18 protein-coding genes and 3 tRNA genes are annotated in these 14,263 nt (G+C 66.6%); 13 read left to right on the forward strand and 8 right to left on the reverse strand.

What is annotated here, in order from left to right; all coding sequences use genetic code 11:
• Positions 1 to 96: 96 nt before the first annotated feature.
• A tRNA-Ala gene (locus tag ACTXG9_RS04435) sits at positions 97 to 172 on the forward strand.
• Positions 173 to 233: 61 nt separating this feature from the next.
• On the opposite strand, the gene ACTXG9_RS04440 is transcribed toward ACTXG9_RS04435, so the two are convergent.
• Positions 234 to 404, reverse strand: coding sequence for a hypothetical protein (locus ACTXG9_RS04440; RefSeq protein WP_021202167.1), 171 nt, complete (start codon positions 402 to 404; stop codon positions 234 to 236).
• A gap of 159 nt (positions 405 to 563) precedes the next feature.
• On the opposite strand from ACTXG9_RS04440, the gene ACTXG9_RS04445 reads away from it, so the two are divergent.
• Complete coding sequence (locus tag ACTXG9_RS04445) at positions 564 to 1,049, forward strand: hypothetical protein (RefSeq protein WP_111098300.1); 486 nt, start codon at positions 564 to 566, stop codon at positions 1,047 to 1,049.
• A gap of 6 nt (positions 1,050 to 1,055) precedes the next feature.
• Here ACTXG9_RS04445 and ACTXG9_RS04450 read toward each other — a convergent pair whose 3' ends face one another.
• Entirely contained in the window at positions 1,056 to 1,817 is a 762-nt protein-coding gene (locus ACTXG9_RS04450; RefSeq protein ID WP_111098301.1) for an SDR family oxidoreductase, read from the reverse strand.
• 132 nt (positions 1,818 to 1,949) lie between these two features.
• Between ACTXG9_RS04450 and ACTXG9_RS04455 the strand changes: the two genes are divergently transcribed.
• On the forward strand, positions 1,950 to 2,792 hold the full coding sequence (locus tag ACTXG9_RS04455; RefSeq protein ID WP_031269378.1) for a bifunctional transcriptional activator/DNA repair enzyme AdaA: 843 nt from the start codon (positions 1,950 to 1,952) through the stop codon (positions 2,790 to 2,792).
• Between the two features lie 37 nt (positions 2,793 to 2,829).
• Here ACTXG9_RS04455 and ACTXG9_RS04460 read toward each other — a convergent pair whose 3' ends face one another.
• Positions 2,830 to 3,855, reverse strand: a complete 1,026-nt coding sequence (locus tag ACTXG9_RS04460; RefSeq protein WP_111102440.1) for an NADP-dependent oxidoreductase — start codon at positions 3,853 to 3,855, stop codon at positions 2,830 to 2,832.
• Between the two features lie 364 nt (positions 3,856 to 4,219).
• Here ACTXG9_RS04460 and ACTXG9_RS04465 point away from each other — a divergent pair.
• The 7 genes from ACTXG9_RS04465 (at position 4,220) to dxs (ending at position 10,924) form a co-directional block, all read left to right on the forward strand.
• Positions 4,220 to 4,295: transfer RNA gene (locus tag ACTXG9_RS04465), tRNA-Phe, on the forward strand.
• A 72-nt stretch (positions 4,296 to 4,367) separates the two neighbouring features.
• Positions 4,368 to 4,443, forward strand: a tRNA-Phe gene (locus ACTXG9_RS04470).
• A 160-nt stretch (positions 4,444 to 4,603) separates the two neighbouring features.
• Positions 4,604 to 5,155 carry a lipocalin family protein gene (locus ACTXG9_RS04475; protein WP_206621270.1) on the forward strand — a complete coding sequence of 184 codons (552 nt, stop codon included), beginning with the start codon at positions 4,604 to 4,606 and terminating at the stop codon, positions 5,153 to 5,155.
• A 162-nt stretch (positions 5,156 to 5,317) separates the two neighbouring features.
• Entirely contained in the window at positions 5,318 to 5,794 is a 477-nt protein-coding gene (locus ACTXG9_RS04480; protein ID WP_010486516.1) for an NDR1/HIN1-like protein, read from the forward strand.
• A gap of 65 nt (positions 5,795 to 5,859) precedes the next feature.
• Positions 5,860 to 7,650: an acyl-CoA dehydrogenase C-terminal domain-containing protein gene (locus ACTXG9_RS04485; protein WP_111098304.1), complete on the forward strand. Its 1,791-nt coding sequence runs from the start codon at positions 5,860 to 5,862 to the stop codon at positions 7,648 to 7,650.
• Positions 7,651 to 8,245: 595 nt separating this feature from the next.
• Positions 8,246 to 8,911 (forward strand): HNH endonuclease, encoded by a 666-nt coding sequence (locus tag ACTXG9_RS04490; RefSeq protein WP_019660544.1) that lies wholly within the window; start codon positions 8,246 to 8,248, stop codon positions 8,909 to 8,911.
• Between the two features lie 105 nt (positions 8,912 to 9,016).
• Positions 9,017 to 10,924, forward strand: a complete 1,908-nt coding sequence (gene dxs, locus ACTXG9_RS04495) for a 1-deoxy-D-xylulose-5-phosphate synthase (RefSeq protein ID WP_206621285.1) — start codon at positions 9,017 to 9,019, stop codon at positions 10,922 to 10,924.
• A 143-nt stretch (positions 10,925 to 11,067) separates the two neighbouring features.
• Here the strand turns inward: dxs and ACTXG9_RS04500 are convergent, their stop codons facing one another.
• The 3 genes from ACTXG9_RS04500 to ACTXG9_RS04510 form a co-directional block, all read right to left on the reverse strand.
• Entirely contained in the window at positions 11,068 to 11,271 is a 204-nt protein-coding gene (locus ACTXG9_RS04500; RefSeq protein ID WP_005417823.1) for a hypothetical protein, read from the reverse strand.
• 168 nt (positions 11,272 to 11,439) lie between these two features.
• Complete coding sequence (locus ACTXG9_RS04505; protein WP_206621269.1) at positions 11,440 to 12,009, reverse strand: DUF3011 domain-containing protein; 570 nt, start codon at positions 12,007 to 12,009, stop codon at positions 11,440 to 11,442.
• A 133-nt stretch (positions 12,010 to 12,142) separates the two neighbouring features.
• Positions 12,143 to 12,349, reverse strand: a complete 207-nt coding sequence (locus ACTXG9_RS04510) for a hypothetical protein (protein WP_021202175.1) — start codon at positions 12,347 to 12,349, stop codon at positions 12,143 to 12,145.
• Between the two features lie 401 nt (positions 12,350 to 12,750).
• On the opposite strand from ACTXG9_RS04510, the gene ACTXG9_RS04515 reads away from it, so the two are divergent.
• Positions 12,751 to 13,035 carry a hypothetical protein gene (locus ACTXG9_RS04515; protein ID WP_005410420.1) on the forward strand — a complete coding sequence of 95 codons (285 nt, stop codon included), beginning with the start codon at positions 12,751 to 12,753 and terminating at the stop codon, positions 13,033 to 13,035.
• 12 nt (positions 13,036 to 13,047) lie between these two features.
• Positions 13,048 to 13,281 (forward strand): DUF1653 domain-containing protein, encoded by a 234-nt coding sequence (locus tag ACTXG9_RS04520; RefSeq protein ID WP_019660549.1) that lies wholly within the window; start codon positions 13,048 to 13,050, stop codon positions 13,279 to 13,281.
• 141 nt (positions 13,282 to 13,422) lie between these two features.
• Here ACTXG9_RS04520 and ACTXG9_RS04525 read toward each other — a convergent pair whose 3' ends face one another.
• Positions 13,423 to 13,617 carry a hypothetical protein gene (locus ACTXG9_RS04525; RefSeq protein WP_206621268.1) on the reverse strand — a complete coding sequence of 65 codons (195 nt, stop codon included), beginning with the start codon at positions 13,615 to 13,617 and terminating at the stop codon, positions 13,423 to 13,425.
• Between the two features lie 113 nt (positions 13,618 to 13,730).
• Here ACTXG9_RS04525 and ACTXG9_RS04530 point away from each other — a divergent pair, with 113 nt between their 5' ends.
• On the forward strand, positions 13,731 to 14,063 hold the full coding sequence (locus ACTXG9_RS04530; protein WP_206621267.1) for an SMR family transporter: 333 nt from the start codon (positions 13,731 to 13,733) through the stop codon (positions 14,061 to 14,063).
• A gap of 22 nt (positions 14,064 to 14,085) precedes the next feature.
• Here the strand turns inward: ACTXG9_RS04530 and ACTXG9_RS04535 are convergent, their stop codons facing one another.
• Positions 14,086 to 14,259 (reverse strand): DUF1328 domain-containing protein, encoded by a 174-nt coding sequence (locus ACTXG9_RS04535; RefSeq protein WP_021202178.1) that lies wholly within the window; start codon positions 14,257 to 14,259, stop codon positions 14,086 to 14,088.
• Positions 14,260 to 14,263: the final 4 nt, after the last annotated feature.

Consider the following 14,263-nt stretch of genomic DNA (forward strand, 5'->3'; position numbering starts at 1 on the left):
CGGCACAGTCACCCGCTGTGCCTCGCGTCTCGACATGAAATTCCTTTGATCGGCTTGGCAAGCGGCAAGCGCTTGGCTAGACTGAAGCCCTGCCGTGGGGCCATAGCTCAGCTGGGAGAGCGCGTCGTTCGCAATGACGAGGTCAGGAGTTCGATCCTCCTTGGCTCCACCACTATTCAGAAGAACCCGTAGATCTTCGTGATCTGCGGGTTTTTCTTTTTAGCGCCCGCAACTCAGGCCGGCTCCTGGTCGCCGTCCTTGCGCTGCGGGCCGCGTGAGTGCGCATCGCGCACCTGTTGGTCGCGCTGCCCGGGCCGCTGCTTGGCCACATCGTCCTGCTTCCTGTCCTGGCGGCTTTCCTGGACGCCCTGCTTCGGGTCCTGATCCCTGCTTTGCTCGTTCATCGAAAACTCCCTCGCCGGCAGCAGGCCAGCGCTGCCACCACGCTAGAGGTTGCCGGGTGAGCCGCAGGTCAGTCCCGCGCCAACATCCTGTGCAGGAAGCGGCTTGCCGCCACCGCCCCGCCCAGCCAGAATCCGGGGCACCACGCTCGCCGGTGTGCCATGCCCTCCTCTGCCCAGCACGCAGCCCACGCGTTGCCGATGCTCCTCAATGCGGCCGACGGCAGCATCCAGCTCGGCAACCTGCCCGCATTGATCGGCCCCACCTTGTTACTGGACGAAGCGCGTGCCGCCTTTGCCCCGCTGGTCCGAGGGGAGCGCGATGTCGGCACCGGCTATCGCTGGCTCAGCCTGCACCAGCTCAGCCTGGGCGGTGCGCCCGCTGGCATCAGCCTGTGCTTCCACGGGCAACAGCTCGACGTGGTGACAATGGGCGTCGATCTACCCGGTGCAACGTTGGAAGACGGCTGGCCGACCCAGGCCGCGATCGATGCCGAAGTCGCCTTCATGCGCCGCACGCTGGGTGCGGCGCTGGGTCGCAAGCTGGCCGGCGGCCACGCCCAGTTCGGCTGGGGCGAAGCCTGGGCCCGTTTCGATCCGAAAGGCTTCATGGCCAGCAGCGGTATCCGCTACGCGCCACGCTCCTGACCCCGCTCAGGTACGTGTGATCGACACCCCACCTTCCACACGCATCGCGGTACCGGTAACGAAACTGCTTTCATCGCTGGCCAGGAACAGCGCCGCATTGGCGATCTCCTCCGGCTCGGCCAAGCGCTTGAGTGCGTGCAGCGAGCGCACGAAGTCACGTGCATCGCCGGTGGGCGCCGCCTGCCGGCCCATCTCGGTATCGGTACCACCGGGCAGCAGCACATTGCTGCGTACGCCGCGCGCACCGTATTCGGCGGCGATCACCTGGCTCAGGCCGATCAGCCCGGCCTTGCTTGACGCATAGGCCGCCATGCCCGGGAATCCCACGGTGTGACCGACGAAAGTGCCAACGAACACCAGCGAGCCGCCGCCGCGCGCCAGCAGTGCCGGCAACTGCGCACGTGCGGCATGGAACGCGGCATCCAGATTGGTGGCCATCACTTCACGCCAAGCGTCCACCGGGAACTCCGCTGCCGGCACGCCCGGCCCGAGCATGCCGGCATTGTTGAGCGCGATGTCCAGGCCGCCGAAGGACTGCTGGGCCAGATCGACCAGCGCTTGTGCCGTGCCCGGGTCAGCCACGTCAGCGGCATGCGCCACGGCTTCGCCACCGGCGGCGCGAATCTGCTCGACCAGCGCCTGCAGCGGCTCCGGCCGCCGTGCGTTGAGCACCAGCTTCGCCCCTTCGGCGGCGAAGCGCAGCGCGCTGGCGCGGCCAATGCCAGCGCTGGCACCGGTGATGAGAGCGATCTTGTTGTTCAGGCGCATGGTCGTGGTGCCGGTTGTGAAGTGGCCGCCACGATGCCGCGCCTTCGGCCTGCCAACACTCCGTTTCCGGGCCTGGCCCGTCGGTGCAGGAAACGGAGTTTCCGCAGAACCGGCGCGTGCCAGAATCCGGCCATGGACAGTACCGCCACCACCGCCCTCGATGCCCGCGTCGAACGGGTCTGCCGCCACCTGCAGACCAGCCTCGACGAACCCTCACTGCAGGAACTGGCCGACATCGCCGGCTGCAGTCCGACCCGGCTGCACCGCCTGTTCAAGCAGGCCACAGGGTTGACCCCCAAGCAGTACGCTGCCGCGCTGCGCGCCGACCGCCTGCGCACCGGGCTTGAACAGCAGGAACGCATCACCGATGCCTTCCATGATGCCGGCTTCGGTTCCAGTGGGCGCTTCTACGAGAACGCACCGAAGTTGCTGGGCATGACGCCCAAGCAATGGCGCGCAGGTGGTCGCGGCGAAGTCATCCACTTCGCGCTTGCCGAAAGTTCACTGGGCAGCGTGCTGGTGGCCAGCAGTGCCACCGGCGTGGTCGCGATACTGCTCGGCGACGATCCGGAGACGCTGCTGCAGTCATTGCAGCAACGCTTCCGCCAGGCCGAACTGATTGGCGCCGACCAGGGCTATGAGCAACTGGTGGCGCAGGTCGTGGGCCTGGTCGAGGATCCTTCGCGGGGCGCCACGCTGCCGCTGGATATCCGCGGCACCGCATTCCAGCAACGGGTGTGGCAGGCGCTGCAACAGATCCCGCGTGGACAAACCGCCTCCTATGCGGATGTCGCTGCGCGTATCGGTGCGCCACGCTCGAGTCGTGCGGTGGCACGTGCATGCGCAAGCAACCCGCTGGCGGTGGCAGTCCCCTGCCACCGCGTGGTGCGCCGCGACGGCGACCTGTCCGGCTATGCCTGGGGCGTGGCACGCAAGCGCGAACTGCTGCGCAGGGAAAAGGCCTCGACTGCCTGAAGTGGGTGCCGACCTTGGTCGGCACACCGCCAAGCCCTCAATCCAGCTTCACCACCAGCTTGCCGAAGTTGCGTCCCTGCAGCAGCCCGAAGAACGCCTCCGGCGCATTCTCCAGCCCTTCCACCACATCCTCGCGGTACTGGATGCGGCCTTCGCGCAGCCACTGCCGCATCTCACGTTCGAAGTCCGGCCACAGATGGTTGAAGTCGTGCACGATGAAGCCACGCACGGTCAGGCGCTGGCGCAGGATCTGGCTGAACAGTGCCGGCAACCGGTCCGGGCCGGGCTGCTCGACGCCCCGCTCGTTGTAGGTGGCGATGGTGCCGCACACCGGAATGCGGGCGAAGTTGTTGAGCAGCGGCAGCACTGCATCCTGCACATGGCCACCGACATTCTCGAAGTACACGTCGATGCCGGCAGGTACCGCCGCGCGCAGCTGCTCGGCAAAATCAGCCGCGCGATGATCCAGCGCCTCGTCCACGCCCAGCGTCTGCAGATAGGCACGCTTGGCCTCGCCACCAGCGATAGCCACTACGCGCGCGCCCTGCAGCTTGGCCAGCTGCGCTACGGTCGCGCCGACCGGCCCCGTTGCGGCAGCCACCACCAACGTCTCGCCCGGCTTCAGACGGGCGATTTCATGCAGGCTGGAATAGGCGGTGAAGCCGGGCATGCCATATACCCCCAGCGCCGTACTCAGCGGCAGTCCGGCCGGGTCCAGGCGGCGCCCCAGTGCCGTGGCCGGCAGCACCGCGTGGGTCTGCCAGCCACCCGGCGCCAGCACCAGCTCACCTGCAGCTACACCCTCGGCGTTGGACTGCAGCACCTCGGCCACGGTCTGCCCTTCCATCACCGCGCCCACCGCCACCGGCGCGGCATAGGACGGTCCCTCATCCATGCGTCCACGCATGTACGGGTCAAGCGACAGATAGCGATTGCGCAGCAGCACCTCGCCGTCGCCCAAGGGCGGCAGCGCGGCATGCTCCAAGCGGAAATTGGCTGCAGTAGGCGCCCCCAGCGGACGCGACGCCAGCACGATGCGGGTGGTGGTCAATGAGTCGGACATGACGACGATCTCTGCTGTTGCCAGCGTCAGGAAGAGAACGCCGACACTACGCCGCAGCGTGCCCCAATGGCGGTCACGAAAACAGCGTTCCATGTCAGGTGTCGGTGCCGTCCACGCGCTGGCCCCGCCACACCGCTTTTGTCGATCACCGTGGCCCGCTGAATTCCGCCGCAGGCGGTGATCACCGCGCCGCCGCGCCCGGATGAATCGGCATCCAGCGCGCCCCCGCCCCGCGACGGCGGATCAAGTACTTGCGCCTGCGCAGACGGCAATGTGAAGGTTTTTTGCCAAAATGCTTGCCGTGGGCGACTGACCTCCGTAATATGCGCGTCCTTGGCAGCGACCTCGCTGCAATGAACTACGTGGCCGAGTAGCTCAGTTGGTAGAGCAGGGGATTGAAAATCCCCGTGTCGGCGGTTCGATTCCGTCCTCGGCCACCACGTTCGACAGCCTGCAGAAATGCAGGTCTTTTTTTCCGGGAATCGCGATTGATTGCGGTTGCCACACAATTTGGCCGAGTAGCTCAGTTGGTAGAGCAGGGGATTGAAAATCCCCGTGTCGGCGGTTCGATTCCGTCTTCGGCCACCATCTTTCGAGACCTGCAGAGATGCAGGTCTTTTTTCTGTCCGTGCTTCGCGCACTGCACAAGTTGCGGATGCGGCGCCTGCGCACACGCCCGGTTGACGAAACATTTACACCGGCATGCGCGGCGGCACCTACGCTCCAGACTCCTGCCTGGAGCCTAACGATGCCTCTGCGCCCTGCCCTGCTCGCCTGCCTGCTGCTGGCCGCCTTCCCGGTGATCGCCACTGAACCTGTGCGCGCGGTCGAGCGCCTGGACATCGATCGCTATGCCGGCCAGTGGCGCGAGATTGCGCATCTTCCGGTTTCGTTCCAGAAGCAATGCGTGGGCGATATCACCGCCAACTACGGGCTGCGCCGCGATGGCCGCATCAGCGTCACCAATGCCTGCCGCAACGGCGACGGAGAACGCGTGGTTGCTGAAGGCGTGGCGCGCCCGGTTGCCGGCCATCCCGGCCAGTTGCAGGTGCGATTCGTTCCGGACTGGCTGAGCTGGGTGCCACTGGTCTGGGCCGACTACTGGGTCCTGGCACTGGACCCGGACTATCAGTGGGCGTTGGTCGGTGAACCGGACCGAAAGTACCTGTGGATCCTCTCGCGCCTGCCGGAAATGGATCGCGCCCAGTTCGAACAGCTGAAAGCCAAGGCCGAGACGATGGGCTACGACCTCGGCCCGCTGCGCCTGATGGCCCCGATTCGCGATACACCCGCCGACTGAACCTCCCCGCATCCGGCGCACCACGCGCGCGCCATCCGGCGCCGCGCACGCCCGGCCGCCATCTTCACGCGCTACCCTCTGCGACGGGTCGCCACAGGCGATCCAAACGACCATACGCCGTAGTATGCTTATCCAACGCACCCCTTCAGAGGAACTGCGCCCATGCTCCACCGTTTCCGTATCGCCTTGATCGTCCTGTGCACCCTCGCCCTTGTTGCCTGCAACAACGGCATCGTCAAGCGTGTTTCGGAACCGGCGGCCAGCCTCCAGCAGCTGACCGTGCGCGCCGACGGCAACTGGACCGTGGCCCTGCGCCTGCAGAACTACAGCTCCATGCCCATGACCTTCGATGACGTCGCGCTGGCGCTGACCGTCGGCGACAGCGACGCCGGCACCCTGCAGGCCAAGCCGGGCATCTCCATTGGCGGCACCTCAGCCGATGTCATCAATGTTGACCTCGTGCCCAGCTCGGCCGCACGCCTGGTGGTGGCCGACGCGCTGGCCAGCAACCGCACCCTGGCTTACGGCCTGAAGGGAACGGTGGCGGCCACGCCGCAGGAAAAGAAGCAGCGCAGCTTCGATATCAGCAGCCGCAGCACCCTCAACCAGGCGCCCGGCCTGCCGGGCGTGCTGCGCTGATTTCCACCTTCCGTCGCGGCGCCTGGCGCCACTCTCCCCTGCCCTGATCAAACCGAGACGTACCGATGAGCAGCTACACCGCCCCGCTTTCCGACCTCCGTTTCGCCCTGCACGACGTGCTCAAGGTCGAACCCCTGTTCGCCCGCCTGGGCTTCACCGACGCCACCGCCGACGTGGTCGATGCCGTGCTGGAGGAAGCCGGCCGCTTCAGCGCCACCGTGCTGGCCCCGCTCAACAGCGTCGGCGACGAGATCGGCTGCGTGCTCGACCAGGCCACCGGTGAAGTGACCACCCCGCCCGGCTTCAAGCAGGCCTACGACCAGTTCGTCGATGGCGGCTGGACCGGCCTGACCGCCTCGCCGGAGCTGGGTGGGCAGGGCCTGCCGCACACCCTGGGCGTGCCGCTCAACGAAATGATCAACGCCGCCAACCTGGCGTGGGGCAACTTCCCGCTGCTCTCGCACGGCGCCATCGAAGCGCTGAAGCAGCACGGCGAAGCCTGGCAGCACGAGGCCTTCCTCAAGCCGCTGATCGAAGGTCGCTGGACCGGCACCATGTGCCTGACCGAACCGCACTGCGGCACCGACTTGGGCCTGCTGAAGACCAAGGCCGAGCCGAATGCCGATGGCAGCTACGCGATCACCGGCACCAAGATCTTCATCACCGCCGGCGAGCACGACCTGACCGGCAACATCGTGCACCTGGTGCTGGCCAAGCTGCCCGACGCCCCTCCGGGCGCCAAGGGCATCTCGCTGTTCGTCACCCCCAAGTTCAAGGTCGACCGCGAAGGTAACGTCGGCGAGCGCAACGCACTGCGCTGCGGCTCGATCGAGCACAAGATGGGCATCAAGGGGTCGGTCACCTGCGTGATGAACTTCGATGGCGCACAGGGCTACCTGGTCGGCCAGCCGCACAAGGGCCTGCAGGCGATGTTCACCATGATGAACACCGCGCGCCTGGGCGTTGGCCTGCAGGGCATCGGCCTGTCCGAGCGCGCCTACCAGAACGCACTGAAGTACAGCCGTGAGCGCCTGCAGTCGCGCGCCCTGAGTGGCGCCAGGTTCCCGGACAAGCCGGCCGACCCGATCCTGGTCCACCCGGATGTGCGACGCATGCTGCTGACGGTGAAGTCGCTGGTCGAAGGCAGCCGCCTGCTGGCGCTGCACGCTGCCACCCTGATCGACATTGCCCACCATGCCGGCGATGCCGCCGAGCGCGAGCGCGCCGACACCCTGGTGAGCTTCCTCACGCCCATCTCGAAGGCCTGCCAGACCGAATGGGGCATCGAGAACACCTACAACGCCCTGCAGTGCTTCGGTGGCCACGGCTACATCCGCGAACACGGCATGGAACAGCTGGCCCGCGATGCGCGCATCACCACGCTGTATGAAGGCACCACCGGCATCCAGGCGCTGGACCTGATCGGCCGCAAGACCGCCTCCAGCCAGGGCGCCGGCCTGAAGCTGATGCTGGCCGAGATCGAAGCCTTCGCCAAGGAACACGAGGGCAACGAAGCGCTGGCCGAGTTCATTGGCCCGCTGCGCGCCAAGGCCGCCGAATGGGGCAAGCTGACGATGGACGTGCTGCAGCGCGCGGCCGGCAATCCGGACGAACTGGGCGCAGCCAGCTACGACTACCTGTTCTATTCGGGTTACGTGGTGCTGGCCTACTGGTGGGCCCGCAGCGTGGCCGCCGCCGATGCCAGCGCGCACGGTGCCGCTTTCGCCCAGGGCAAGCGCGAAACCGCGCGCTTCTACTTCGCCCGCGTGCTGCCGCGCACCCTCAGCCACGCCGCCGCCATCCAGGCCGGCGCCGCCCCGCTGATGGCAATGGACGACGAGCGCTTCGGCGCCTGAGCCGGGCTGCCGCCCGGCACCCGCGGTAGCGCCGGCCGCTGGCCGGCAACCGCAATAGGAACAGCTGGATCCCGGTGGATGGCGGGGCGGTGTGGGCTGGCAGGACACGCCGTAAACCCCGCTCTGCGGTCCGGCCCAGCCGCTGGCGGCTGGGCGTTCGGGCGCTTGCGAAGCAGTGCTTCGCAAGCAAAGCGCCCTCACCCCTGGGGGCTCGATGGCGCCTTGCTCGTGTGCGCTGTCCTGCGCACACGGCAAGACCGGGGTTGGGGCGTCCTGCCCAACCCGCCCGAGGCATGCCTCGGGCCCATGGCGCCAACGGTCCTGCCAACCCACACCGCCCCGCCTCTGACAGTTCCCCGCGATCTGAAATCCACGCCACGCGTGGATGAAAGCCACCGAAATCCCTCTGGGGAAAAGCCCCCCCTTGTTAAGGGGGGCGCGCCGATGGCGCAGGGGATAGGAGGAATGCGTGGGCATCCCAACCCGCCATCGGCGGCCTGGAATGCGGAATGCGCGGACCTGAATCTTGCGATTTGGGTTTCGCCCACAGGGCGATACCCAAATCGCAATGATTCAGGTATAAGCTGTTCTCCCGATGGAGACAGACACTACACGCTTGGGTCTGATCGAAGCCGGAGCTCCGCTTTCTGCTCCGGGCGCCGAAGCATCGCCCAACGCCACGACGCTGCATCGCCCCGGTTCGGTCCGGCTGCTCTCGCTTGATGCCCACGGACGCGTACTGGACTGGATCACCTGGCAGGACGCAGCCTGCCTCTACGCCCGCGAAGCGGTTGCCTGGACGCTGGGCGATCCCTGCCTGCACATCCACGGCGGTACCAACCGCTTCAGCGGCCTGCAGAGCGGCATGGACCTGCACCCGATCATTGCCGCCCGCGGCCACGCCCGCTCCCGCGCGATCGATCCGACACCGAACCTGACCAACCCGGCCCTGTTCGCCCGCGACGCCCATCTGTGCATGTACTGCGGCCAGCAGTTCAACCGCCCCACGCTCACCCGCGACCACGTCGTGCCGCTGTCCAAGGGCGGCCTGGACTGCTGGGAAAACGTGGTCACCGCCTGCTTCCACTGCAATTCGCGCAAGAGCGACCGCACCCCGCAGCAGGCCGGCATGCCCCTGCTGGCAGTCCCCTACCGGCCCAGCTGGATCGAGCACCTGATCCTGTCCAACCGCAACATCCTGGCCGACCAGATGGCCTTCCTGAAGGCGCAATTGCCCAAGCGGTCGAAACTGAGCACCTGAACGCCCGAAAATGCAACCCTCACCGTCTTGTCACGGGCGGCGGCGTTTGCTTGCCCCACCCCCGTTTGAGGGCGAAAATGGGCGTTCAGAAAAAGTGCGAACATGATGATCGACTCTGCCCGCTATCCCCGCCTCGCGCGCATCCAGACTCCGGATGACCTTCGCACGTTCGACGAATCCGAATTGAGGGCGGTCGCCGACGAACTGCGCGCCTACCTCATCGAATCGGTGGGCAAGAGCGGCGGCCACTTCGCCGCCGGCCTGGGCGTGATCGAACTCACCGTGGCCCTGCACTACCTCTACCAGACTCCGGTCGATCAGCTGGTCTGGGACGTGGGTCACCAGACCTACCCGCACAAGATCCTGACTGGCCGCCGCGACGAGATCCATACCGTCAAGCAGAAGGACGGCGTCGCGCCGTTCCCGAAGCGCGAGGAAAGCGAGTACGACACCTTCGGCGTCGGCCACTCCTCGACCTCGATCTCGGCGGCACTGGGCATGGCCATCGCCCGCCAGTCCGAAGGCGACGACCGCAAGATCGTGGCCGTGATCGGTGACGGCGCGATGACCGCCGGCATGGCGTTCGAAGCGCTGATGCATGCCGGCGGCATGGAGCCGGAACCGAACCTGCTGGTGATCCTCAACGACAACAACATGTCGATCTCCGAGGCGGTCGGCGGCCTGACCAAGATGCTCGGCCGTGCTACCGGCAGCCGCACGCTCAATGCGCTGCGCGAAGGCGGCAAGAAGATCCTCGGTGACAAGAAGAACAACCCGGCGCGCTTCGTGAAGCGCTGGGAAGAACACTGGAAGGGCATGTTCGTGCCGTCCACGATGTTCGAGGAAATGGGTTTCCACTACACCGGCCCGATCGACGGCCACGACATGCCCGCCCTGCTGTCCACGCTGAAGACGCTGCGCGCCTCCAAGGGCCCGAAGCTGCTGCACGTGATGACGACAAAGGGCAAGGGCTACGAGCCGGCTGAAGGCGATCAGATCGGCTACCACGCGGTGGGTCCGTTCGATCCGGACAAGGGCCTGGTGGCCAAGGCCGGTGCCAAGAAGCCGACCTACACCGATGTGTTCAGCGACTGGCTGTGCGATGCCGCCGCCGCCGAACCGCGCCTGTACGGCATCACCCCCGCGATGCGCGAAGGCTCCGGCCTGGTGCGTTTCAGCAAGGAATACCCGCAGCGCTACTTCGACGTGGCCATTGCCGAACAGCACGCGGTCACCCTCGCCGCCGGCATGGCGACCCAGGGGGGCAAGCCGGTGGTGGCGATCTACTCGACCTTCCTGCAGCGCGCGTACGACCAGTTGGTGCATGACGTGGCCATCCAGGACCTGGATGTACTGTTCGCGATCGACCGCGCCGGCGTGGTCGGCCCGGACGGCGCGACCCATGCCGGCAACCTCGACCTGAGCTTCCTGCGTTGCGTGCCGAACATGGTGGTGATGGCCCCCTCCAACGAAGCAGAATGCCGGCAGATGCTCAGCACCGGCCTGCAGCACCCCGGCCCGGCAGCCGTGCGTTATCCGCGTGGCACCGGCACCGGCGTGGCTGCCGGCACCGACCTGTCCACCCTGCCGATCGGCAAGGGCGAGCTGCGCCTGCAGGGCAGCCGCATCGCCCTGCTGGCCTTCGGCAGCACGGTGGCCGCCGCCGAGCAGGTCGGCCGCGAACTGGGCCTGAGCGTGGTCAACATGCGTTTCATCAAGCCGCTGGACCGCGAGCTGTTGCTGGCTGTGGCCGCCCAGCACGAGGGCCTGGTGACGATCGAAGACAACGTGGTGGCCGGTGGCGCCGGCTCCGGCGTCGGTGAGCTGCTCAATGCCGAAAGCGTGCTGCGCCCGATCCTGCACCTGGGCCTGCCCGACAGCTACCAGCACCACGCCAGCCGTGAAGACCTGCTGGCCGAAGCCGGTATCGATGCCGCGGGCATCCGCGCGGCGGTACTCAAGCGCTGGCCGCAGCTGGCCGCCGGCACACCGCCGCTCAGCGCGGCCGGCTGAGGCCGATTGCCAATCCGTGGATCCACGCATGGCGTGGATCTACTGCGGAACAGAGGCGCAGACCCACGCCAGATGCAAAGTAGATCGACGCCATGCGTGGATAGCGGGGTCCCAGAACCGGATCTGGCCGGAAGCCCCAACCCTCAGCCGTAGCTGACCGCTTCCACGAAGGCGCCGCTGGCTTCCACCCGCACCGCAGCGCGCTGCCCGGTGTCGACGAAGTGGAGACGTGCAAGGGTCTCGGCGAAATCATAGGCTCTGGCACCGTCGCGGAACTCGATCGGTTCGGGCCGGTCCGGGTGCAGCACGCGCCATTGGCGTTGCTCGCATTGCAGGCGGATCAACATGCAGCTCACTCCTTGAGGCAGCGTATCGACGGTGGCGGGATGGGCGTGCCGGTTACGGCAGACGTCATCGCGACGGATCAGGGGCACGCAGGGGTGCCCTGATTCGCAGAAGATACGACGTTCAAAATGTGAGCTGTATCAGATTATTCTGATTTTCGAGGGGCGCGCTCAATTCACCTGGAACTGCGCCCGGCAGCCGTCGCTGACCCAGATGCCACGGCGGTCCCAGCCCCAGGTCTGGCCTTCGATGCAGGCACTGCGTGAATCCTGGCGGACCAGGCGCACGCCACGGCGGATGCGGGCATCGCAGTATTCCTGGCGGTGACCGTTGGAATGGCAGGTGATCACCTCGCCCCCGCCCCCGCCCCAGCCATTGCCACCATTGCCCCAGCCGTTGCCATGGCCACCACCCCAGCCACCGCCGCGGCGGTAGTCGCCGACGAACTCGGCACGGCAGCCCTGGGTGACCCAGACGCCGTAGCGCGATTGCCCCCAGGTCTCGCCTTCCACGCACGGCGAGCCGGACAACTGGCGGATCATCCGGGCACGGCCTTCCAGGCGGCATTCATTGCTGCGGTTCTTGATCGATTCGCAGCGTACGATGCCGCCGCCGTCGCGACCGCCATAGCGATCGTCGTCATAACCGTAGCCATAGCTCTGCGCCTGCGCGCCGCCTGCGGCGGCCAACATCGGCAGCAGCGTGCAGGCCAGGGCGCGCCAGGTGAGTGCCTTGCCCATCGGAATCTCCACATGAATACGATGGCGCAAGCATCCGGGATTCGCGGCCCGGCGGACAGGGGGTGCCCCCAAGGCGGTTCTTTCCCCATTCAAAGAGCTCAACCGTGGCTGACTGCACCTCGGCCGGGTGGTGTCAACGTCCGAAGTGGAGTGCGTCCACGGAATTGCCAAGCGCCTCGACCCGTACCGTGCTGCACTGGCCGGTGCGGCGGTGGTGCTCCTGGGCCCGCGCTGCGGCGACATCGAAGGCCTCGGCGCCCCGTGCATAACGTGTTGCGTCATGCGCCTGCGGGTCCAGTACGGACCAGTGCCGGGCATTGCATTGAACGGTAATGACCATTGGAGACTCCTGCGGAATGGGTCAAGCCGGCGACGGAGGGCCCTGAGCACCGGTACCCCATCAGGCTAGCGATCGCCTCCGGGATGGCCCATCAGATTTGTACGAAAATGCCGCGCCGCGCTGTCAGGGCGCCCCGCCATCACATCCCTGAGGCCGTTTAGTGAGTCCCCTTTCGTGACCCTTGTCACGGAGTTGGCGGAGCTTCACACTACCGTCACCAACAGGGGCCCCTTCCACATGCGCACCTTCTTCTCGCAGCAGCGTTGGACGCTGCTGAAGTTCTACTTCGTGGCCAGCTACCTCGTGCTGATCGAGGAACTGATCCGCGCCGCCCTGCACTGAGCGCTTGCTGCAGGGCTATTTGCGGCAGACACTGTCGCTTTAGGCACGGAGCCCGCCCGATGAAAGCGCTTCTTCTGATTCCAGCCCTGCTGGTGCTGTCCGCCTGTGCCAACCAGCATCAGGCCGCTGCGCGTGCCGATACGGCGGCCACTTCGCCTGCCACGCCGAAGGTCGGTGGCGACCGCGATGCCCACGGTTGCATCGGTTCGGCCGGCTACCAGTGGTGCGAGCACAGCCAGCGTTGCGAACGTCCGTGGGAACTGGCGCAGGCACAGGGCCTGGCCAACACCGCCGAAGCCATCGATGCCTACTGCGCGAAGCCGGCCAGCCCGGCGCGCAAGTGAGTCGCGCCGCCCATGGCTGAGCTGAGTCCGCTACCCACCCTGGCCCCAGGCCGCTACCGCCACTTCAAGGGCGGCGAGTACGAAGTGCTCGACATCGTCCGCAGCAGTGAGACCCTGCAACCGATGGTGCTGTACCGCGCGCTGTATGGCGAAGGTGGCCTGTGGGTACGCCCGTACGCCATGTTCGTCGAGCAGGTGCCGGGCGAGCACGGACCGCAACCGCGTTTCGCCCGCATCGACGCATGATGGCTCCGCTGCCGGCCTTGGCCGGCAGCGCGCGGCAACGCGGTGGGCCTGCGCTACAGTCGTACCGTCCAGTCGGTTTCTTCCCGCCACGCCGGTATCCGCTCCTGTTCGCGCCGCAAGGCAGCCGACCGCGTGCGCCAATCACTGCTGCGGGCCACCATCGAAGTAGCCTGCCGTAATGGCTTGGCTGCTGGTGGATGAAGCCACCGGCGCGCTGATCGGCGATTTCGAAGCGCGGGCAACCCGATGGAACCAACGCTGCCTGCGCTTGACGTCCTCGAAGCGTGCGATGCTGGCCGAATCCTGGCGACGCCAGCGGTACGCGGCGCGCTGCACGCTGCCAATGGCTGCTGGGCCACGGCCTACCCGCTGGACGCGCAGGAACGTGCCAGCGCATTGACCATGGCCGAACAGGCGCTGAAACTGAGCGCAATGAGCTGGAGCGGTCAATGAATTCCTATCTCTACCTTGCCGCTGCCATCGTGCTGGAAGTGATTGCCACATCACTGCTGAAGGCGTCCGACGGCATGAGCCGGCTGGCGCCGACACTGGGCGCACTGGTCGGCTATGGACTGTGCTTCTACCTGTTGTCGATGACCATGAAGTCGATCCCGACCGGCATCGCCTACGCGATCTGGTCCGGCGTCGGCATCGTGCTGATCTCGCTGATCGGGCTGGTGGTGTTCAAGCAGCGCCTGGATGCACCCGCGCTGATCGGCATCGGCCTGATCTGCACCGGTGTACTCGTGATCAACCTGTTTTCGCGCAGCAGCGCGCACTGAGCACGCTGCTGCGCGATCAACGCTAGCTGACCTTCTTGGCCACGGTCATGCCGAGCAGGAACAGCACCACGGCGATGATGATGCCGGCCCAGAACAGGAACTTGGCGATGCCGACCGAGGCACCGGCGATGCCACCGAAGCCGAGCACGCCTGCGATCACACCGATGATGGCGAAGATGATGGCCCACTTGATCATGTCA

This window comes from Stenotrophomonas maltophilia group sp. LNF247 (assembly GCF_054083135.1).